General features: G+C 74.5%; 7 protein-coding genes. All 7 read left to right on the top strand.

Annotated elements, in window-relative coordinates:
• Nucleotides 1-3 precede the first annotated feature (3 nt).
• Nucleotides 4-813 (top strand): ABC transporter ATP-binding protein, encoded by an 810-nt coding sequence (locus MXD95_RS11005; RefSeq protein ID WP_250640485.1) that lies wholly within the window; start codon nucleotides 4-6, stop codon nucleotides 811-813.
• Nucleotides 810-2471 (top strand): ABC transporter ATP-binding protein, encoded by a 1662-nt coding sequence (locus tag MXD95_RS11000; RefSeq protein ID WP_250640484.1) that lies wholly within the window; start codon nucleotides 810-812, stop codon nucleotides 2469-2471. Before MXD95_RS11005 ends, MXD95_RS11000 begins: the two co-directional genes overlap by 4 nt.
• Nucleotides 2464-4146, top strand: coding sequence for an ABC transporter ATP-binding protein (locus MXD95_RS10995; protein ID WP_250640483.1), 1683 nt, complete (start codon nucleotides 2464-2466; stop codon nucleotides 4144-4146). The genes MXD95_RS11000 and MXD95_RS10995 overlap by 8 nt, the downstream gene beginning before the upstream one ends.
• A gap of 136 nt (nucleotides 4147-4282) precedes the next feature.
• Nucleotides 4283-4543, top strand: coding sequence for an MbtH family protein (locus tag MXD95_RS10990; RefSeq protein ID WP_250640482.1), 261 nt, complete (start codon nucleotides 4283-4285; stop codon nucleotides 4541-4543).
• Entirely contained in the window at nucleotides 4540-9411 is a 4872-nt protein-coding gene (locus MXD95_RS10985) for a salicylate synthase (protein ID WP_250640481.1), read from the top strand. The genes MXD95_RS10990 and MXD95_RS10985 overlap by 4 nt, the downstream gene beginning before the upstream one ends.
• Nucleotides 9411-11054 (top strand): (2,3-dihydroxybenzoyl)adenylate synthase, encoded by a 1644-nt coding sequence (locus MXD95_RS10980; protein WP_250640480.1) that lies wholly within the window; start codon nucleotides 9411-9413, stop codon nucleotides 11052-11054. The genes MXD95_RS10985 and MXD95_RS10980 overlap by 1 nt, the downstream gene beginning before the upstream one ends.
• A gap of 83 nt (nucleotides 11055-11137) precedes the next feature.
• A partial coding sequence (locus MXD95_RS10975; protein ID WP_250640479.1) for a non-ribosomal peptide synthetase occupies nucleotides 11138-23636 on the top strand: 12499 nt, incomplete at its 3' end.

Genomic DNA, 23636 nt, shown 5'->3' with positions numbered 1-23636 from the left:
GCGATGACGCGGCTGAGCGCGCATGATCTCACTCTGGCGTACGACCGGCGGGTCGTGGCCAGCGGACTCGGCATCGAGATCCCGGACGGGGCGTTCACCGTCATCGTCGGGCCGAACGCCTGTGGCAAGTCGACGCTGTTGCGCGCGCTGGTCCGGTTGCTGCGGCCGAAGGCCGGCGCCGTCCACCTCGACGGGGAGCTGATCTCGTCCTATCCGACGAAGGAGGTCGCGCGCCGGCTGGGGCTGCTCGCCCAGTCGGCGACCGCGCCCGCCGGGATCACCGTGGCGGATCTGGTCGCCCGCGGCCGCTACCCGCACCAGCGGCTGCTGCGCCAGTGGTCCCGCCAGGACGAGCAGGTCGTCGCCGAGGTGATGGAGCGCACCCACCTCACCGAGCTCGTCGATCGTCCGGTCGACGAGCTGTCCGGCGGGCAGCGTCAGCGGGTGTGGCTGGCCATGGTGCTCGCCCAGCAGACCCCGATCCTGCTGCTGGACGAGCCGACGACCTTCCTCGACATCGCCCACCAGATCGAGGTGCTCGACCTGTGCGCCGGACTGCTGGCGGACGGCGGGCACACGCTGGTGGCGGTGCTGCACGACCTCAACCAGGCCAGCCGGTACGCGGGGCACCTCGTGGCGATGCGCGACGGGCGGATCATCGCCCAGGGGCCGCCGAACGAGATCGTCACCGCCGAGCTGGTGCGCGAGGTCTTCGGTCTGGCCTGCCGGGTCATCACCGACCCGGAATCCGGCACACCGCTGGTCATCCCGCTGCGCTCGCAGGCCCCGGCCCCGGCCCCGGCGTCGCTGTGAACAGCTCGACGGGCAGACGGCTGCTGCGGGAGCGGCTGCGCCCGCGGCGGCGCGAGCTGACGTTCGGCGCGCTGGCCACGATCGTCCAGCAGGTCGCGATGCTCGCGCTGCCCTGGTGCATCCAGCGGGCCCTGGACCGGGGGATCACCCCGGGTTCGGTGGACGAGACGGTGCGGTGGGCAATCCCCGCGGCGTTGGTCGCCGTCGCGTTCAGCCTCGGTGGGATGGCGGGTCTGCGCTGGTCGGGCCGGGCCGCGGCCCGGGTCGCCCACGGGCTGCGGGCCTCGATCGTCGAGCGGGTCGCCGCCTTCGACCGACCGGCGCTCGCCCGCTACGGTCACGGTGACCTGGCGATGCGCGCCACCCGCGACGTCGACCTGGTCCGGCTGTGGGTGCAGAGCCTGTCGATCTGGATCCGCATCGCGGTGACGATCGTCGTGGTGCTGCCTGCCTTCGCCCTGCTCGACCCGCTGCTGCTGGTGGTCGGGGTCGTGACGATCCCGCTGGTGGCGCTTGCCAACGCCTTCTTCCCCGGCCGGTTCGACGTGGCCAACGACCAGCTCTCGGAGGCGTTCGGCGCCCGGGCCGACGCCGTCGACGACCTGCTGACGGCGAGCGCCGCGGTGCGCGGTATCGGCGGCGAGGCGGAGCTCGTGCGTCGCCATCACGAACGCAGCGCGGCGCAGACCGGGCACACGATGGCCGCCGCGCGCATCTCGGCGTCGTGGACGGCGATCCCACCGGCGGTGCCGCGCCTGGCGATCGCGGCGGGCCTCGCCATCGGCGGCACCGCCGCCCTGCACGGCGATCTCACCATCGGTGGTCTGGTCGCGTTCACGTCCTGGATGACCACGCTGACGCTGGCCGTCACGATCGCGGTGGACCTGCTGGCCTCGCGCGGACAGGCCCGGGTCGCCGCCACCCGGATCGCCGAGATCCTCGACACGCCGGTCAGCGCCGACGATCCGGCCGACGCCGAGGTTCCGCCGCCGGGCGGTGAGCTGGTCGCGCGGGGCATCACCGCCGTGCACGACGGCCGCCCGGTGCTCGGGCCGGTCGACCTGCGCGTCGCCGCCGGGGAGTTCGTCGCGGTGACCGGGCCGACCGGCAGCGGCAAGACGACGCTTGCCCGCCTGCTGTGCCGGCTGGAGGACCCGCAGGCCGGCACGGTCAGCCTCGGCGGGGTGGATCTGCGCCGCGTCGCCCGGGTGGAGCTGTCCAGCCGGATCGGTCTGGTGCCGCAGCGCCCGCTCATTCTCGCCGGCACCGTGGCGGACAACCTGCGCGTCGGCCGGGAGTTCGATCTCGGGGCGCTGCGCGCCGCCGCCGAGGTCGCCGCGGTCGACGACTTCGTCTCGAACCTGCCCGACGGTTACGACACCTCGCTCGGCGAGCGCGGCGCGACCGTCTCCGGCGGTCAGGGCCAGCGACTGGCGCTGGCCCGGGGGCTGCTCGGCCGGCCCGACGTGCTGATCCTCGACGACGTCACCGCCGCGGTGGACGCGGCGACCGAGGCCACGATCCTCGCCCGGCTGCGGGCTTGGGCGCCGCGGACCGCGCTGGTCGTCATCTCGCACCGCCCGTCGGTGCTGGCCGCCGCCGACCGGGTGCTGTACCTGGACGTCGTCGGCGCGCAGACCGGAGGCAGCCGTGGCTGAGACCCGCACGTTGGCCGAGGAGCCGACGACGAAAGGCGTGTTCCGGCGCTTCTGGCCGTACCTGCGCCCGCACCGGGCGATCGTGTTCGGTGCGCTGCTGGCCAGTCTCGCGAGCACCGCCGCGGTGGTGGCGATCGCGCCGGTGATCGGCTGGGGTGTGGACGCGGTGACCGAGCACGACCGGTCCCGGCTGTGGTGGGCGGTCGCCGTCCTCGTGGCCGTGGTCGTGGCGCGGATGCTGATGCTGCGCCAGTCCGAGGTCCTCATGTCGCAGGCCGGCGAGCGGACCATCCGTGGCCTGCGGGATCTCGTCGTCGAACGGCTCGCCGCCGCGCCGCTGCGCTTCATCGAGGCGCACCGCACCGGTGACCTGCTGCGCCGCTCCACCGGCGAGATCGCCGACCTGACCCTGTTCCTGCGCGACCAGCTGCCGAACCTGGTCGGCGTCACTCTCACCGTCTTCCTGACGACCGGCCTGCTGCTGGTGTACTCGTGGCTGCTCACACTGCTGCTCATCGCGCTGTTCCTGCCGCTCGCCATCGGCGTGCTGGCCTGGTTCAACCGGGGTGCGGGCGGGGCGTTCGGCCGGCAGGCCGCCGCGGACGCGGCGATGACCGCGACCTTCACCGAGACCCTCACCGCGCACGAGGCGCTGGTCGCGCCGGGACGCCCGGACGAGTGGGTGCGCCGCTTCCGCCGGGACAACGACGAGCTGCACGCGGCGAACACGCGGGCCATCGACGTGCAGAGCCGCCTGGAGCTGTTCAGCGCGCTCGAGGGCCTGGCCACGGCGGCGCTGCTGCTGCTCGGCGTCTGGCTCGTGCGGGGAGATCATCTCGGGGTCGGCGCGGTCGTCGTGTTCGTCCTCGCCACCCGCAACCTGTTCGAGAACCTGCTGACGCTGTCCGGGATCGCCGGGGAGGCCCAGGTCGCCCGGGTCGGCCTCGCCCGTCTGGTCGACCTGCTGGCCACGCTGCCCCCGGTCGAGCCGCGCCCACCCGACCGCACCGGCGGCCTGCCGGCGCGCGGGGATCTGGTCGCCGACGGGCTGCGGTTCGCCTACGACGGCGCCGACATCGTGCGGGACGTCTCGGTCGCCTTCGCGGAAGGCGACCGGGCCGGTCTGATCGGCGTCACCGGATCCGGCAAGACGACGCTGGCCAAGCTGCTCACCGGGCTCTACGAACCGGACGCCGGCGCGGTCCGCTTCGGCGGGGTGGACCTGCGCGGCGTGCACCCGGCGCAGGTGCGCGAGCGCATCGTGCTCATCCCGCAGCAGGTGCATCTGATCACCGGCACGCTGGCCGAGAACCTCGCGCTCACCCCGGGCGCGCCGGACCGGGCGGCGATGGAACGAGCCGTCGAGCAGCTGGGCCTGTCCGACTGGGTCGACGGGCTCGACGGCGGGCTCGACGCCGACCTCGGGGCCCGTGGCTCCCGGCTGTCCGCCGGGGAGCGGCAGATCGTCGGTCTGTTGCGGGCGGCGTTGGTGGATCCACCGGTGCTGGTGCTCGACGAGGCGACCGCCGACCTCGACCCGCAGGCGGCGCGGCGCCTCGAGGACGCCGTGGAACGCCTGCGGCCCGGACGCACACTGCTTGTCATCGCACACCGTCCGACAACAATCGAGCGCCTTCCGCGCACTGTCCGGGTAGAAGCCGGCCGTCTGAGTTAGCACGGCATTCCCGGCCCGCATCGTGCGGGAATTTTTCCTCCGCAGGGCTGGACTCATCCCCGCAACTTAAGTAAAGCTTACCTATATAGTTTGTTTGTCATCGCTGTGAGCTGAGACCCGAGGAGCCGGGATCCGCATGTCGACGAACCCGTTCGATGACGAGAACGGCAGCTTCTATGTCCTTGTGAACGTCGAGGAGCAGCACTCGCTGTGGCCGACGTTCGTTCCGGTTCCGGCGGGCTGGCGGATCGTGCACGGAGCGGCCGACCGGGCGTCCTGCCTCGACTACGTCGAGACCCACTGGACAGATCTGCGTCCGGCCAGCCTCGTCGCCCGGATGGCAGAGCAGGACGCTGCCCGGCAGCCCGACGGCGCGGGTTCCGGCGCGTCCCGATGAGCGCGCCGCGGGCCTACCACGAGCGCGCCCTCACGCTCGGCCTTGACCCGCTCGCCACCGCGGTGGGCCTGGCGCGCGCCGCCGAGGCACCGTTCACCGTCTACGAGCGCGACGGCGAGTGGAGCGTCGGCACGGGTGCGGCGGGGGAGATCGTCGCGTACTGGGACGAGATCCGCTACCGCGGCGGCGGGGCCTGGCGGGGCGAGCCGGTGGGTGGGGACCCGCTGCGGGCGCTGGCCCGGGTGCTGGCGTGGCTGCCGATCGCCGGCTGGCGGGCATACGGCGTGGCTGCCTTCGAACTGGGGCCCAGGCTTGCCGGACTGCCCGGCCCCGTGTCCGGCGAGCCGCTGGTGCACCTGGTCATTCCGGCCCGTGAGGTGCGGCTGACGGCGTCCGGGGCGCTGCTGCGTGCGCTCGACCCCGCCGAGCTCGACGCGCTGGCCCGGCAGCTCGCTGCTGTCACCGAGCTCGCTGCCGTCACCGAGGTCGCTGCCGTCACCGAGGTCGCTGCCGCGGACCTGGAGCACGGCGGTGACGACTACCTGGCGAACGTCGCCCGGGTCGTCGCCGACATCCAGGCCGGCCGGTTTCGCAAGGTGATCATGTCTCGGCTGGTCCCGGTGGACGCGTCGATCGACCTGGCCGCCACCTACGAGCGGGGGCGGCGCGGCAACACACCGGCCCGCTCGTTCCTACTGGATCTCGGCGATCTGCGTCTGGCCGGCTTCAGCCCCGAGACCGTTGTCGAGGTCGCCGCGGACGGCCGGGTCTCCACCCAGCCGCTGGCCGGAACCACCGCCCGCGACGGCGGCGCCGCCGACCAGGCCCGCCGGGCGGCGCTGCTCACCGACCCGAAGGAGATCTACGAGCACGCCGTGTCGGTACAGGCCGCGCAGGAGGAGCTGCGCCCGCTGTGCCGGCCGGGATCCCTGGTCGTTGACGAGTTCATGTCCGTGCTCGATCGCGGCAGCGTGCAACATCTGGCCTCCCGGGTCAGTGGGCGCCTCGCGTCCGGCCATGACTGCTGGGACGCGCTGGGGGCCGTCTTCCCGTCCATCACCGCCACCGGCATCCCGAAGGCCGACGCGCTCGCCGCGATCCGCCGGTACGAGGCGGCGCCGCGCGGGGTGTACAGCGGCGCGGTACTCAGCGTCGACGCGGACGGTTCGCTCGACGCGGCCCTCGTGCTGCGCTCGGCGTTCCAGCGCGACGGACGCACCTGGCTGCGGGCCGGTGCCGGCATCGTCGGTGCGTCCAGTCCGGAGCGTGAACTCGAGGAGACGCGGGAGAAGCTACGCAGCGTCAGCCGCTTTCTGGTCGCCGCGCCGGGGCTGGACCGAGAGGCGCTGCGGCGCCAGGTCGCCGAGCTGATCGAGGAGGATCCCGCCAACGTCGGCGACGAGGACAACCTGTTCGAGCTGGGCCTGGAGTCGATCGCCCTGATCCAGACGGTCGGCGCCTGGCGCCGCGACGGCCTCGAGGTCACGTTCGGCGAGCTGGCGGAGAACCCGACCCTCGATGGCTGGGCCAAGATCCTCGCCCGGCCGGCAGTCGGCCCGGCGCCCGGCCCGGCGGTCCAGCCGGCACCCGCGGAGTTCCCGCTCGCCCTCATGCAGCACGCCTACTGGGTGGGCCGGGACCGCGGGCAGCCGCTGGGCGGGGTCGCCGCCCACCTGTACACCGAATTCGACCACACCGAATTCGATGGCCGGAACATTCACCCGGACCGGCTCGCCACGGCGCTCGGGCAGCTCGTGGCCCGGCACGAGGCGCTGCGGACCAGGATCACCGACAACGGCTCCCAGCGCGTCGAGGCGTCGTCGGGCTGGCGCGGGCTGACCATCCATGACCTGCGGGGGTTCGACCAGGCCACGGTCCAGGCCCGGCTCGGCGAGGTGCGGGACGCGCTGTCCCATCAGATGCTCGACATCGAGCGTGGCGAGGTGTTCTCCACCGCCCTGAGCCTGCTGCCCGGCGGGGCGACCCGGTTCCATCTCGACGTCGACATGGTCGCCGCCGACGCGGTGAGCTACCGCGTCCTGCTGGCCGATCTCGCGCAGCTGTACGCCCAGCCGGACGGCGCGCTCGCGCCGGCGCCGGCCTACACCTACCGGCAGTACCGGGCCGAACGGGCGGCGGCCCGGCGGGCGGCGGCCGAGCGGTCCCGGCAGGCCTGGCACGACCGGTTGCCGAGCCTGCCCGGGGCGCCCGAGCTGCCGCTCGCCTCCGGTGGCGAGACCTCGACCCACGAGACCTCGACCCACGAGACCTCGACCCGGGTGACCCGCCGGCACGTCCGGCTGCCGCGCGAGGCCCGCGAGGAGCTCGGCCGCTCGGCGCACCGGCATGGGGTCACCCCGGCGGTGGCGGTGGCGACCGCGTTCGCCGAGGTGATCGGCGCCTGGAGCGCCCAGGAACGGTTCGCGCTGAACGTACCGCTGTTCGATCGTGAGCAGGTGCATCTGGACATCGACCGGGTGGTGGGTGACTTCACCAGTTCGGTGCTGCTCGAGGTCGATCTCACCGGAGCGGTTCCGTTCGTCGAGCGGGCCCGTCGGATTCAGTCCCGGCTGCACGCCGACGCCGCTCACGCCGCCTACTCCGGCGTGGAGGTGCTGCGCGACGCCGGCCGCGCCCGCGGCGAGCGAATGCTCGCTCCGGTCGTGTTCACCAGCGCCCTCGGGCTCGGTGAACTGTTCGATCCGGCAGTGCGAGAGGCGTTCGGCCGGCCGGAGTGGATCATTTCGCAGGGGCCGCAGGTCCTGCTCGACGCGCAGGTCACCGAGTTGGACGGCGGTCTGCTGCTCAACTGGGACGTCCGCGAGGGCGCCTTCGCCCCCGGCGTCGTCGACGCGATGTTCGCTGCCTTCGAGCGGCTCGTCCGCGAACTCGCCGGTTCCGCGGAACACCTTGATCGCTGGGACCGGCCGGTTGACGCGCTGCTCGACGACGCGACGCGGGCGGTGCGGGACCGGGTCGGGGATGTCGCGGGCCCGCGGTCGACGCGGTTGCTGCACGAGGGATTCTTCGCCCGAGCCGCCCGCGAACCTGACGCCCCGGCGTTGCTGTGGACGGCGGATGCGGCGGCCGGGCGGACCGGGACGCTGACCTACGGACAGCTCGCGGCGCGGGCCCGGGAGGTGGCCGGGGCGTTGGCCGCCCGGGGGACGCGGCCGGGTGACCTGGTGGGCGTCAGCCTGCCCAAGGGGCCGGAGCAGGTCGTCGCGGTTCTCGGCGTGCTGGCGGCGGGTGCCACCTACGTGCCGGTCGGGATCGACCAGCCGCCGGCGCGGGTCGCCCGGATCGCGGGCACGGCCGGGTTCACCCAGACCCTGACCGAGCAGACCCTGACCGAGCTCACTGGGCCGGTCGGGTCTGGTGGTGGGTCGGTGCTGGCCGCCGCGGATGACCCGGATCGGCTGGACGCGCCGGCCTACGTGCTGTTCACCTCCGGGTCCACCGGTGAGCCCAAGGGGGTCGAGGTGTCGCACCGGGCGGCGATGAACACCCTCGATGACCTGGTCGAACGGCTGGGAATCGGTCCGGGTGACCGGACGCTGGCCGTCTCCGCGCTCGACTTCGACCTGTCCGTGTTCGACCTCTTCGCGCCGCTGTCCGTGGGCGGCGCGGTCGTGCTCGTCGACGAGGCCTCCCGGCGGGAGGCCACCGGCTGGGTGGAGCTGGTCGCCGCGCACGGCGTCACCCTCCTCAACTGCGTTCCCGCCGTCCTCGACCTGCTCCTGACGACGGCATCGTCGGCGGCGGCGGGCAGCCTCACCAGCCTGCGGGCGGTGCTGCTGGGCGGGGACCGGATCGGCGTCGACCTGCCGGGGCGGCTCGCGCAGGCCTCGCCGGGCTGCCGCTTCCTGGGCCTGGGCGGGACGACCGAGACGGCCATCCACTCCACGGTGTGCGAGGTCGTCGGCGGCGCTCCGGTGCCGGCCGGCTGGAGTGCGATCCCTTACGGGACGCCGCTGCGCAACGTGCGGCTACGGGTCGTCGACCCGCGGGGCCGGGACTGTCCCGACCAGGTCACCGGCGAGCTGTGGATCGGCGGGGACGGTGTCGCGCTCGGCTATCGCGGCGATCCCGAGCGGACCGCCGACCGGTTCGTCACCCAGGACGGTTCCCGTTGGTACCGCACCGGGGATCTGGCCCGCTACCTGCCTGACGGGACGGTGGAGTTCCTCGGCCGCCGCGACCATCAGGTCAAGATCCGCGGTTTCCGGGTGGAGCTCGGCGAGGTCGAGCACGCGCTGCGCGGCCTGCCGGGGGTGAACGGGGCCGTCGCCACGCTGACCGGCGGCGGGCCGGCGGTGACGCTCGGCGCCGCGGTCGTCCTCGACCCGGATGCGGACGCCATCGCCGAGGAGGCCGCCGCGGTGACGTCGCGGGAGCGGCTGCGCGGTCTGCTGCCGCCCCACATGGTGCCGGACCGGGTCGTCGTCGTGCCCGCGCTGCCACTGAGCGTCAACGGGAAGATCGACCGGGCCGCGGTGGCCGCGCTGCTGGGCCGGGAGCGGGACGGGACGCGCCCGACGACACCGCCGGGCAGCGACCTGGAACGGATGATCCTGCTGGTCTGGCGGGACGTGCTGGGTGCCGAATGCGGGGTGACCGACGAGTTCTTCACCGTGGGTGGGGACTCGGTGCTGGCCACCTCGGTTGTCACCCGCCTGCGTGACGAGCTCGACACGACGGACGTCTCGGTGCGGATGCTGTTCGGGACGCCGACGGTGGCCGGGCTCGCCGACGCCATGCGCGCGGCCGAGCGTATGCCGGGCCGGCTCGACCGGGTCGCGTCGATCGCCTGGGAGATCGCCGGGATGTCCGACGACGAGATCGAGTCCCGGCTGGGAGACGTCTGATGGGCGAGGGATTCGTTCCCTGGCCGGCGGAGTTCGCCGATCGCTACCGCGAGGCCGGGTACTGGGAAGGCGGGCCGCTGGCGGACCGGCTGCGGGACTGGGCGCAGCGGTACGGCGCGGCCACCGCGCTCGTCGGCGGGCCGCCCGGGGCGCCCGTGCGGCGCAGCTACGCCGAGCTCGACGAGGCCGTCGACGACCTGGCCGCCGGTCTGGCCGGGCTTGGACTCGGCGCGGGCGACCGGGTCGTCCTGCATCTGCCGAACCGGATCGAGTTCGTGACGCTGCTGTTCGCGCTGCTGCGCCTCGGCGCGATCCCGGTCCTGACACTGCCCGCGCACCGCCGGGTCGAGATCGAGCATCTGGCCCGGCTCTCCGGCGCCGTGGCGTACGCGATCCCGGACCGGCACGAGGGCTTCGACCACCGGGTGCTCGCCGGGGAGATCGTGGCGGCCGTCCCGTCCATCCGGCACGTGCTGGTCGCCGGCGATGCCGGGGCGTCAACCGCGTTCACCGGGCTGGCCGGGCTGGCCGCGGCCGGGGCCGCCGCGCGGGGCGGGCGGCCCGTGACCAGTCCCGAGCCGGTCGACCCGGCCGGGGTCGCGGTGCTGCTCATCTCGGGGGGGACGACCGGCAAGCCCAAGCTCATCGCGCGTACCCACTGGGACTATGCGTACAACGCGGCGGCGAGCGCCCGGCTGTGTGGGCTGAGCGGCAGCGATGTCTACCTGGTGGCGTTGCCCGCGGCCCACAATTTCCCGCTGGCCTGCCCGGGGCTGCTCGGCGCGTTCGGCGTCGGGGCGACGGTGGTGCTGGCCTGTGCGCCGAGCCCGGAGATCGCCTTCGAGCTGATCGCCCGCGAACGGGTGACGGTGACGGCCCTCGTCCCGGCACTTGCCCGGATCTGGGTGACCGCCGCCGGCTGGGAGGGTCCGGACACCACCAGCCTGCGCCTGCTGCAGGTGGGTGGGGCGAAGCTGGACGAGGCGCTGGCCCGCCAGATCCGCCCGGTGCTGGGCGCCGCCGTCCAGCAGGTGTTCGGGATGGCCGAGGGCCTGCTCAACTACACCCGCCTGGACGACGGCGACGAGCTCGCCTGCACCTCGCAGGGCCGGCCGCTGGCCGCCGCCGACGAGATCCGCGTCGTCGACGAGGACGGACTCGACGTCCCGGCCGGGGCCACCGGCGAACTGTGGACCCGCGGGCCGTACACCATCCGCGGCTACTACCGCGCCGCCGAGCACAACGCGACCGCGTTCACCCCCGACGGCTACTACCGCACCGGTGACCTGGTCCGGCGCACCGCCGAGGGCAACCTCGTCGTCGAAGGGCGGATCAAGGACGTGATCAACCGGAGCGGGGAGAACGTCTCCGCCACGGAGCTCGAGGAGCATCTGCTCGCCCATCGGGCGATCGTGCAGGCCGCCGTCATCGCGGCCGCCGACGAACAGCTCGGCGAGAGCGTGCGGGCCGTGGTGGTGCTGGGCGCCGGAGAGTCGATCAAGCTGAAGAACGTCAAGACCTACCTGCGGGAGCGGGGCCTGGCCCGGTTCATGCTCCCCGACCTGCTCACCGTGGTGGACGAGCTGCCCCTCACCGCCATCGGCAAGATCGATAAACGCGAGCTGCGCCGCCGTTTCGGCTGACCGCACCCCCACCCTGCCCGGCCGGTTCCCGCACCCGGGCTGACAGCCATGCCCGCCGTGGGCGCACCGGAAGGACATACACCGTGGCCAGTCCCGACTCCGCGCAGCGCAAGCGTGAGCTGCTCCGTCGACGTCTGGAGGCGGAGTCGCTCTCGCGCGAGTCGGAGACCGGCCCGGCCCGCGCCTCTGGCCAGGGCTATCCGATGAGCGCCGGCCAGCGGCGGATGTGGTTCCTGCAACGGCTGCGACCCGACAGCCGGGCCTACACGATCTCGACGGCGTTCGAGCTGATCGGACCGCTGGACGTCGACGCCCTGCGCGACGCCCTGCGCGCCGTCGCCCGCCAGCACGAGATCCTGCGCACCACCTACCGGACGACCCCCGACGGCCAGCTCGAACAGGTCCCCCGCGACGACGTCGAACCCGGCTGGAGCAGCGTCGACGTCACCGCGGAACCCGAGTCACGTCGAGGCGCGGCCGTCCGGGACGCCGCGCTGCGCGCCGCCCGCCGACCGTTCGATCTCGCCACCGAGTCGCCGTTGCGGGTGACCGTCATCCGTCACGGCGACGAGCGGCACACCCTGGCGCTGGCCGCCCACCACATCGCCTGGGACGACGCCTGCTGGGACGTCTTCTTCGGTGATCTTCTCGCGGCTTATGACGGTGTGCCCGAGTCGCGGCCCGCGGTGGTCCAGTACCTCGACGCGGCGCCGGCCGCCGCCCGGCCGAGTGCGGCGGGGCTCGACTACTGGCGAGGCGCCCTGTCCCCGCTCGCCGAACCGGTCACGCTGCCGGCGCCCACCGCCGAGGAGCTCGCCGACGGGGCTGGCACCGGGGATCCAGACGGCGGGGTGCAGGCCGTCCATCAGGCGTCGGCGGAGCTGGCCGGGCGGGTCCGCGCGTTCGCCGCCCGGCACGGCGCCAGCCCGTTCATGGTGGTGCTCGCCGCCTACGCCGCGCTGCTGCACCGGGCCACCGGTGCGTCGGACGTCACGGTAGGCACACCCGTCGTCAACCGGGACGACGCGGCGAGCGGGCGGATGCTCGGGTACTTCGGTAACAGCCTGTGCCTGCGGCTGCCCGTCGGGCCGGCCGACACGTTCACCGAGCTGCTCACGCGTGCCCGCGAGGTGTGCCGGGGCGGCTTCGCCCACGCCGACGTCGACCTCACCGACGTCGTCCGCGCGGTCAACCCCGACCGCGCGGACGGCGTGTCCAGCCTGTTCACCACGATGGTCGCCGTGCGCAGCCCGGCCGCGGCGGCGCTGCACGGACGGGGCCTGCACGGACGGGGCCTGCACGGGCAGCGCCGCTCGCTGCACAACGGCACCGCCCAGTTCCCGCTGATGGTCGTCGCCGAGTTCGGCGACGGTGCCGGTGCCGGTGACGGCGGCGCGTTCGAGCTGGAGACCACCTACCAGGACGCCGTGGTGTCCCCGGCGTTCGCGCGGTCGGTCGGCCCGCGTCTGGCCCGGCTGCTCGCCGCCGCCCTCGCCGACCCGGACGCCCCGATCGGCGCCCTCGACCTGCTCGACGCGGACGAACGCACCCGGGTCCTGGCCGCCGGTGGCGCGCCGCACGTCCCGGGCCTGCCTGGCCAGGACGCGCGGCCGTGGATGACGCGGTTCGCCGACCAGGCGGACCGGGCGCCGGACCGCACGGCGCTGGTCACCGCGGCGGAAACCCTGACCTATGGCGCGCTGGCCGCGCGGGCCGATCGCCTGGCCCGAGCGCTGGCCGGCCGGGGCGTGCGGCCCGGATCGATCGTCGCCGTCGCCCTGCCCCGGACGGCCGAGCTGGTCGTCGCGGTCGTCGCCATCGGCCGGGCGGGGGGCGCCTACCTGCCCGTCGACGTCGACCATCCGGCCGACCGGATCGCGTTCATGCTGGCCGACGCGTCCCCCACGGTGCTGGTGACGACCGGCGACCTCGTGGACCGGCTGCCAGTTCGGCCCGGCACCGCGCTGGTGCTCGTAGACGGGGACGAATCCGAACCCGACCCGGTGGCGAACGGGGCATGGCCGCCAGCGGTGGACCCGCGGCTTCCGGTGTACGTGATCTACACGTCGGGGTCGACCGGGCGGCCGAAGGGCGTCGTCGTCAGCCACCGGTCGCTGTCGGTGTTCCTCGACTCGTTCGTCGAGGCGGTGCGCATCAGCCCGGACGACCGGCTGCTGGGTGCGACGACCCTGGGCTTCGACCCGAGCACGGTCGAGCTGCTCGCGCCGCTGACTCTCGGCGCGTCCTGCCATCTCGTCGAGGCGGGGCAGGGGCGCGACCCGGCGCTGCTCGCGGCGCTGATCACCACCGGCACGGTGACGATCGCCCAGGCGACGCCGACCCGCTGGCGGTCCATCCTCGACGCGGCCGGGCCGGGCCCGCTGCCGGTGCGAGTCCTCGCCGGCGGTGAGCCGCTGGCGCCCGACCTCGCCCGCGAACTCACGGACCGGGCCCGCGACCTGACCAACGTCTACGGCCCGACCGAGGTGACGGTCTGGGCCACCGCCGGGGTGGTGCGGCCGGGACCCGGTCGTCCGACGGTGGGACCGCCGCTGCGGCACACGCGCGCCTTCGTGCTCGACGGCGCGCTCATGCCCGTCCCGCCCGGCGTGCCGGGGGAGCTGTACCTGGCCGGACCGGCGGTGGCGGACGCGTACCTGTGCCGCCCAGGCCTGAGCGCGGCCCGGTTCGTCGCGAGCCCCTACGGCCGCGGCGAGCGGATGTACCGCACCGGCGACCTGGCCCGCTGGACCCCCACCGGCGATCTGGACATCGCCGGGCGCACCGACGACCAGGTGAAGCTGCGCGGGTTCCGGATCGAGCCCGGGGAGATCGAAACCGCCCTCGTCGAGCACGCCGCGGTCCGGCGCGCCGCCGTCGTCGTCCGCGAGGATGGTCCGGCCGGCCGTGCCCTGGTCGCCTATGTCGTTCCCACCGCGGCGGGTGCGTCGCCGGGCGAGCTGCGGGCGTACGCGGCGGGCCGGCTGCCCGGCCACCTGGTGCCGGCGGCCTTCGTCGTGCTGCCCGCGCTACCCACCACCGCCAACGGCAAGCTGGACCGCCGGGCGCTGCCCGCGCCGGACTTCGCCCCCGCCGCCGGGGGCGGACGGGCGCCGTCGACGTGGGCGGAGGCAGTACTGCGCGACGTCTACGCCGAGGTGCTGGGCCAGCCCGAGGTCGGCGTGGAGGACTCGTTCTTCCACCTTGGCGGCGACAGCATCCTTGCCTTCACGATGGTCACCCGGGCGGCGGCCCGCGGACTCACCGTGGCACTCGCCGACGTGTTCGCCCATCCGAGCGTCGCCACCCTGGCCCCGTACGCCACCGCCACCGCCACCGCCACCGCCACCGACGGCGACGGCGCGGACCCCGAGCTGACGGTGGACGACGCGGAACTGGCCCGCCTGCGGGACCGGTTCCCCGCGGCGACGCACGTCTGGCCGCTCTCGCCGTCGCAGGCGGGGCTGCTGTTCCACCGGCTGCTCGACGGCGAGGACGGCGAGGACCCCTATGTCCTGCAGTTCGTTCTCGACCTTGACGGCTCCGAGCTGGACGGCCCGGCCGACGTGGAGCGGCTGCGGGCGGCGTCGCGGGTGCTGGTCGCCCGGCACGACCTGCTGCGCGCGGCGATCGTGTCCGACGGGAGTGTGCCGGCGCAGGTCATCCTGGCGCAGGCCGAACCGGAGTGGACCGTCGCCGACCTGTCCGGCTGGCCGGCCGCCGAGGCCCGGGCCGAGGCGGCGCGGCTGATCGCGGCCGACCGGGCCGGCCGGTTCGACCTGGCCGCGCCGCCGCTGGTCCGCTTCCTGTGGGTGCGCACCGGCGCGGACACGGCGACGCTCGCCGTCTGCGCCCATCACATCGTCAGCGACGGCTGGTCGCTGCCCCTGCTGCTGCGCGAGCTGTTCAGCCTGGCTGCGGGGAATGCGGCGGCTGCGGGGAGGCCGCAGCCTTACTCCCGCTACCTGCGTTGGCTGCGGGCGCGGGACACGGAGGCGGCCCGGGCCGCCTGGCGGGCCGCGCTCGACGGCCTTGACCCGCCGACCCTGCTCGCCGGCGGCGGCCACCGGGGCGTGCCGACGGGGCTCGCGGAGCCGTCGGTGCTGGAGCGGGAGGTCGACGCGCGACTCGTGCGGCGCCTCGGTGAGCTCGGGCGCGCACGGGGACTGACCTTCGCGACCATCATGGCGGCCGCGCACGCGGTGCTGCTTTCCCGGGCCGTCGGGCGGGACGACGTCGTGTTCGGCACGGTGGTGTCCGGCCGTCCGCCGGAGCTGGCCGGGGTTGACGCGATGGTCGGCCTGTTCGTCACCACCGTCCCGGCGCGGGTGACGGTCCATGCCGGTCAGCCCGCCGCCGCGCTGATGGCGGACCTGCAGGCCGCGCAGGGCGCGCTGTTCGAGCACCACCATCTGGGCCTGGCCGAGATCCAGGCAGCGGCCGGGCTCGGGGAGCTGTTCGACACGCTGCTCGTCGTCGAGTCCTACCCGTTCGATCCGGCCAGCCTCATCCCACCGGGCGGACCGCGCCTGGCCGGCATCGACGGCCACGACGCGACGCACTACCCGCTCACCGTGCGGGTGATCCCGGGGGAACGGCCCCGGCTGACCTTCGGCTACCAGCCGGACGTGCTGGCCGCCGCGACCGTCGCCGGCCTCGCCGACCGGATGCTCGCGCTGCTCGACGCGTTCGCCGCCGACCCGGACCGCACGGTCGGGGCCCTCGCCGCCCGGCCCGCGCTCCCCGCACCTGCCGCCGGACCAGACCTGGACGTCACGCTGCCGGAGTTGTTCGAGGCGCAGGTCCGGCGGGCTCCGGACGCGGTCGCCCTGACCTGGCGGGACAGCTCACTCACCTACGCGGAGCTGGACGCGCGGGCCAACCGGCTTGCCCGGCTGCTGCGCCGGCGTGGCGTCGGCCCCGAGTCGATCGTCGCGGTCGTCCTGCCCCGGTCGGTGGACCTGGTCGTGGCACTGCTCGCTGTGCAGAAGGCGGGCGGTGCGTACCTGCCCGTGGACCCGGACTACCCGGCCGAGCGGATCACGTTCATGCTGCGCGACGCGTCCCCCGTGTGCGCGGTGACGACCGTCGCCGTCCGCGCGACGTTGCCGACCCGGGCCGGCGTGCCGCTGCTCGCCCTGGACGACCCGCTGGTCAGCGCGGCGCTCGCCGAGCAGCCGCCGACCGGGCCCACGCCGCGGCCCGGCGGGCCCGCCCGGCCCCGGCCGGACAACCTCGCCTACGTCATCTACACCTCCGGCTCGACCGGTCGGCCCAAGGGCACGTTGATCCCGCATCGCAATGTGGTGCGCCTGTTCGCCGACACGCGTGCCTGGTTCCACTTCGACGACCAGGACACGTGGACGCTGTTCCACTCGGTGTCGTTCGACTTCTCCGTCTGGGAACTGTGGGGGCCGCTGCTGCACGGCGGCCGGCTCGTCGTCATCGACCACGAGGTGTCCCGCTCGCCCGAGGCGTTCCGGGCCCTGCTGGCCCGCGAGCGCGTCACCGTCCTGAACCAGACGCCATCCGCGTTCGCCACCCTCATAGCCGCCGATCAGGCCGCCGATCAGGAAGGCGCGCCGCTGGCGTTGCGGCTGGTGATCTTCGGTGGGGAGGCGCTGGAGACGAGCCGGCTCGCACCCTGGTACGCCCGGCACGCCAGCGACGCCCCGCGTCTGGTCAACATGTACGGGATCACCGAGACCACGGTGCACGTCACCTACCTGCCGCTGGACGCGTCGTGCGCCGCCGGTGGGGCCGCCCGGCGACACAGCCTGATCGGGCAGCCGATTCCCGGCCTGCGCGCGCGGCTGCTCGACCGGCATCTCACCGCGGTCCCGCCCGGTGTGCCGGGGGAGATCTACGTCAGCGGGACGCAGCTCGCCCGGGGCTACCTTGGCCGGCCCGGTCTGAGCAGCACCCGTTTCGTCGCGGACCCCTACGGCGCGCCCGGCGACCGGATGTACCGCACCGGCGACCTGGCCCGCCTGGCTCCGGACGGCGCGCTGGAATACCTGGGCCGCGCCGACGACCAGGTCAAGATCCGCGGGTTCCGGATCGAGCCGGGGGAGATCGCCGCGGTACTCGCCGCCGATCCGGCGGTGGCGCAGGCGGTCGTCCTCGCCCGTCCCGACGCCGCCGGCCGGGACCGCCTGGTCGCCTACGTCGTCCCGAGCGGCGTCGTCCCGGCGGGACAGGTGGACCCGGCGGCGCTGCGGGCCCGGGTCGCGGCCGCGCTGCCGGACTTCATGGTGCCCGCGGCCATCGTCGCCCTGGACGCGCTGCCGCTGACCAGCAACGGCAAGCTGGACCGGGCCGCACTACCCGCCCCGGACCTCGGCGCCGCGACGTCGGCCCGGGCCGGGCGCACGCAGCTCGAACGGGCGTTGTGCGCGGTGTTCGCCGCCGTCCTCGGCCTTGACCGGGCAGGCCTTGACCGGGTCGGCGTCGACGACGACTTCCTCGCGCTGGGCGGGGACAGCATCATCGCCATCCAGCTCGTCAACCAGGCCCGCCGCGAGGGCGTGCGGGTGACACCGCGAGAGGTGTTCCTGCGGCGCACCCCGGCCGCCCTCGCCGCTCTCGTCGCCGCCCGCACCGACGCAGGTCTCGGCAGGGGCGCCTCGACCCCAGGCACCGACACCGCTGCCGACGCGGTCGGGATGCTGACGCCGCTGCCGATCGTCGCCCGGTTGGCCGAATGGGGCGGGCAGATCCGGCGGTTCAACCAGGCGTTCCTGGTCCGCACGCCCGCCGGGGCCGACGAGGTGAGCCTGCGCCGGGCGCTGGAGGCGCTGCTGGCCCGGCATGACGGGCTGCGTGCCCGGCTGCTGCGCCCGGCGCCGTCGGTGTGGCTGATGCGGATCGACCCGTCGCCGCGGCCCGACCCGGAGCTGCTCACCCGCATCGACGTCACCGGGTTGGACGAACAGGCGTTGCGGGCGACGATCGCCGCCAGCTCGAGTGCGGCCGCCGGCCGGCTCGACCCGGACGCCGGGACGATGCTGCGGGCGGCGTGGCTCGACGCCGGGCCGGACGCTCCCGGGCGGCTGGTGCTCGTCGCCCACCATCTCGTCGTCGACGGGGTGTCCTGGCGGATCCTGCTCGACGACCTCGCCGAGGCGTATGCGGCGGTGCGCGGCGGCGCGGCACCCGCGCTCGATCCGGTCGGCACCTCGCTGCGCGCCTTCAGCCGGATCCTCGCGGACGCGGCGGTCGCGCCCGAGCGGCTCGACGAGCTGGACCACTGGCTGGCGGTACTCGCGCCCGGTGGACGTCCGTTCGCCGAGCCGCTCGGGCCGGGCGCGGTGGGGACCGCCGCGGACACCGCATCGCTGCGGGTCGACCTGCCGGTGTCGACGACAGCCGCTCTGCTCACCAGCGTGCCGGTCGCGACCGGCGCCGAGATCACCGACATCCTGCTCGCCGGCCTGCGCCGTGCGGTGCGGTGCGGCGAGCAGGACGGCGACCTGATCGTCGACCTGGAACGGCACGGGCGCACGGAGCTCGCGGCGGGCGTGGATCTGAGCCGGACGGTCGGCTGGTTCACCAGCATCGCCCCGGTTCGGCTCGGGCCTGCCCGCGGCCCGGCGCGTGACCTGCTCGCCGACGTCAGCACGGCGCTGCGGGCGGTGCCGGGCGAGGGGGTCGGCTTCGGCCTGCTGCGCTATGCCAACCCGCTGGCCGGGCCCACCCTGGCCGCGGCGGGACGGGCCCAGGTGCTGTTCAACTACCTGGGCCGGTTCGGCACCGACGGACGGACCGACTTCGCACCGGCCGCCGAGTTCGACGCGCTGGCCGCCGCGCCAGACCCGGGCCTCGGGGTCGGCTACCCGCTGACGGTCGACGTCGCCTGCGTCGAGACGCCGCAGGGCCCGGGGCTGCAGGCCACCTTCACGTTCCTGACGGCGGTCCTCACCGCTGAGGAGACCGCCCGGATCGCCGCCGACTTTCTCGACGCCCTGCGGGACCTCGCGGGTCTCGCCGGCCGCGCTGATCTCGCCGCCGCGCCACTCGTAGCCCTGTCGGACGCTGAGCTGGAGCGGATCGCGCGGGTGTTTCCGGCCGAGGTCGAGGCCGTGTGGCCGCTGTCACCTTTGCAGGAGGGTCTGTACTTCCAGTGGGCGCTGGACCGCACCAGCGACGCCTACACCGCCCAGTTCTCCTTCGACTTCGACCACCGGCTCGATGCCGATCGGCTGCGCCGCGCCACCACGGCGTTCATGGCGGCCAACCCGACCGTGCGGGCCGGCTTCCTCAGCGACGGGCTGCCCCACACCGTGCAGGCCATCGCCCGGGAACTGCCGGCGCCAGTCGAGGAGATCGATCTGACCGGGCTCGCGCCCGCGCAGCGTGACCGGCGGGCGCAGGAGATCGCCGCGGCCGACCGGTCCCGCCCGTTCGACGTGGCCGCGCCGCCGCTGTTCCGCCTGACCCTGCTGCACCTGGACGCACGCCGCGACCGGCTGGTCGTCAACCGCCAGGTGCTGCTGTGGGACGGCTGGTCCGGCGCGCTGGTCGTCGAGAGCCTGCTCGCCCTGTACGCCGCCGACCCGGCCAGCGGGGCTGGTGGTGAGATCGCGGTCCCGGCGGCGCCGGCCGCGTCCTTCGCGGACTACCTCGGCTGGTTGCGCGCGCAGGACACGGCCGCGGCCGCGGCGGCCTGGCGGGCGGCGCTCGCCGGCCTTGCCGAGCCGACGCTGGTGGTGCCGGCCGGCCGAGGGCTCGCGCCGGTCGCGCCGCGGCGGATCACCGCCGAGCTGCCCGCGGCGACCGCGGCAGCGGTGCGGGCGGCCTCCCGGGCGCACGGGGTCACCGTCAACACGATCTTCAATGCGGCGCTCGCCCTGGTGCTCGCCAGCGTCACCGGCGGGGACGACGTCGTGTTCGGGACGACCGTCGCCGGCCGGCCGACCGACCTCGAGGGCATCGAGTCCGTCGTCGGGCTGTTCCTCAACACCGTCCCGGTGCGGGTGCGGCTCGATCCGGCGGAGCCGGTCGGCGACCTGCTGCGCCGGGTCAGCGGCGATCGTCTCGATCTGCTCGACCACGAGTACCTGGGGCTCGGCGAGATCCAGCGGGCCAGCGGGCACCCGGTGCTGTTCGACACCCTCTACGTGCTGCAGAACTTCATCGACGAGGTGGCGAACGAGCAGACCACCGCCCGCTACGGCATCGTCGGCGGGTCGAGCCTCGACCACACCCACTACCCGCTGACGTTCGTCCTGTTCCCGGGCGCGCGGATCACCGTCCGGCTGGAGTACCGCGCCGATGTCGTGGACGTGGAGCTGGCCCACGCCCTGTTCGATCGGTTCCGGGTCACGGTCGACCGGCTGGTCGCCGACCTGCACGCGCCCGTCGGCGCGCTCGACCCGCTGCTGCCCGCCGAACAGGCCCGGCGGGCGGCCGAGACCGCGCTGGTCCGCGACCCGATCGGCACCGAGACCATCGCCGACCTGCTGGCCGCCCGGGCAGCGTCGGTCGGGGACGGCGCTGGAACCGAGGTCGCGCTCGTCCTCGGCGACCAGCGGCTGACCTATGCCGAGCTCGACACCCGGATCAACCAGCTGGCCCGGCTGCTGATCGCTCGGGGCGCCGGCCCCGAGACGGTGGTCGCCCTCGGCCTCGGCCGAACGCTGGACATGGTCATCGCCCTGTTCGCCGTGCTGCGCACCGGCGCCGCCTACCTGCCCCTCGAACTGGACCACCCGCCGGCCCGGCTGCTCGGCATGGTCGCCGACGCCGGTGCCGCCCTGGCCCTGACCACCGAGACCACCCATGCCTATCTCGGCGAGCTGCCCGCGGTGACCTGGCTGGAGCTGGACGAGCCGACGCTCGCGGCCGAGCTCGCCGCGAGCCCCTCCGACGCCCTGTCGGACGCCGAGCTCGGCGCGTTCGCCCGCGACCGGGCCGACCGGCTCGACCATCCCGCCTACGTGATCTACACCTCCGGGTCGACGGGACGGCCCAAGGGCGTCGTCACGCCGTACCGCGGGCTGACGAACATGCAGCTCAACCACCAGAAAGAGATCTTCGCGCCGACGATCGCGGCGGCTGGCGGGCGACGACTGCGCATCGCGCACACCGTCTCGTTCGCCTTCGACATGTCCTGGGAGGAGCTGCTCTGGCTCGTCGAGGGCCACGAGGTGCACATCTGCGACGAGGACCTGCGACGCGACGCCGAGGGTCTGGTCGCCTACTGCGACCGGCACCGCATCGACGTCGTCAACGTCACGCCGACCTACGCGCTGCACCTGTTCGAAGCGGGTCTGCTCGACCGCGACGAGCCGGAGCAGTACCGGCCGGCGCTGGTGATGCTGGGCGGGGAGGCCGTGCCGGAGTCGGTCTGGAACCGGCTGCGCGACACCGATGACACCGCCGGCTACAACCTGTACGGGCCGACCGAGTACACCATCAACACCCTCGGCGCCGGCACCTCCGACAGCGTCACCCCGACGGTCGGCCGGCCGATCCGCAACACGGCCGTGCACATCCTCGACCGCTGGCTGCGCCCCGTCCCGGACGGTGCCGCCGGCGAGCTCTACATCGCCGGGGACGGGCTGGCCCGCGGCTACCTCGGGCAGGTCGGACTGACCGCGACCCGGTTCGTCGCCGACCCCGTCCACCCGGGCGAACGGATGTACCGCACCGGCGACCTGGTGGTCCGCCGGCCCGACGGCAACCTGGACTACCTCGGCCGCACCGACGACCAGATCAAGATCCGCGGCCACCGGATCGAGCTCGGTGAAGTCATCTCCGCCCTGGACAGCCATCCAGCGGTCAGCCAGTCGGCCGTCATTGCCGCCCCCGACCCGACGCTGCCCGGTTCCAAGCGCCTGGTCGCCTATGTCGTGCCGGCCCGGCGCTCCGCCGACGAGACGACGGCGACCGAGACCGAGCAGGTCGGCGAGTGGCAGCAGATCTACACCGACGAGTACGAGCGGATCCCGACCGCTGCCACTGCGCAGGGCACCGCCGCCGAGGACTTCGCCGGCTGGGACTCCAGCTACGACGGGACGCCGATCCCGCTGCCGCACATGCAGGAATGGCGCGCCGCCACGGTCGAGCGCATCCGGGCGCTGGTGTCACGTGAAACACGGGACCGGCGGATCCTGGAGATCGGGGTCGGGACCGGGCTGCTGCTAGGGCCGCTCGCGCCCGACTGCGCGGCCTACTGGGCGACGGACTTCGCCGCCCCGGTGATCGCGAAGCTGCGCGCCGAGACAGCCGCCGACCCGGCGCGGTTTGGTGCCGTCGAGCTGCGCCACGCCCCGGCGCACGTCACCGATGGCCTGCCGCGCGCCTTCTTCGACACCGTCGTGATCAATTCAGTGATCCAGTACTTCCCGGGCGCCGACTACCTGCGCCGGGTGCTGCTCGGCGCGCTGGATCTGCTCGCCCCCGGCGGCACGCTGTTCGTCGGCGACGTGCGCGACCTCGGCCGGCTGCGGGCCTTCCACAGCGCGATCGAACGGGCCCAGTCCGACGCTGTCGCCCAGGGCACCGGCACGGGCAACGACCCGGCGCGCTTCGCCGCCGCCGTCGACCGGCGCCTGCACCTGGAGAAGGAGCTGGTCGTCGCACCGGCGTTCTTCGAGGAGCTGGCCGCGGACGCCGGGCTCGAGGTGTGCGTGCGGGTCAAGCGCGGCCGGCACCGCAACGAGCTCACCCGCCATCGCTACGACGTCGTCCTGCGCCGTCCGGCGGCCCAGGCCGAACAGCCCCCGGCGCGGGCCGAACTGCCCCCGACCTCGACGGCGGAGCTGGTCTGGGGCGTGGACGTGGACGATCTCGCCGGCTTCGCCGCGTTCCTGCGCGAGCGGCCGCCGGGACGGGTGTGCCTCGCTGGCGTGCCCGACGCCCGGGTGGCCGCCGAACTCGCCATCTGCGCCCCAGACGTCGACTCCGCGGCGGCCGAGGCCGTCGACCCGGAGGACGTCCACGCGCTCGCCGACTCGCTCGGCTACACCGCGGCCCTCGCCCCGCGCACCGGCGCGGCCGGCCTGCTCGATGTCGTCCTCGTCCACGGCACGGAGCCGGCCGCCCTGCCGTTGCGGCGGCCGTCCTTCCCCGAGCCCCGCATGACCGAGCCCCGCACGACCGAGCCCCGCACGACCGACCCGACGGCGGCACGGGCCGCGGGGGCACTGGTGGCGCGGCTGCGCACCGACCTCGCGGCGCTGCTGCCGGACTACGCGGTGCCCTCGGCGTTCCTGTCGCTCGCCGAGATTCCCCGTAACGCCAACGGCAAGCTCGACGTCGCCGCGCTGCCCGCCGCGCAACCCGTGGCCCGCGGCGGTGGACGGCCGCCGGCCGCCGGCGTCGAACAGACCCTCGCCGACCTGTTCGCCGACGTGCTCGGACTGCCGTCCGTCGGCGCCGAGGACAACTTCTTCGCCCTCGGCGGCCACTCGCTGCTCGCCACCCGGGTGGTCAGCCGGGCCCGGGCGGCGCTCGGCGTGGACCTCGCCATCCGCGACCTGTTCGACGCGCCGAGTGTCGAGGACTTCATGGCCGCCGCCCGGGCCAGCGGCGCCGGGCCGGTCGCCATCGCCGGCCGGCAGGTGCTGCCGAACGTCG

It is taken from the genome of Frankia sp. AiPa1 (assembly GCF_023243075.1).
Lineage (GTDB): Bacteria > Actinomycetota > Actinomycetes > Frankiales > Frankiaceae > Frankia.
The sequence above is the reverse complement of the archived record's forward strand: the minus strand, read 5'-3'. Positions and strand labels throughout refer to the sequence as shown.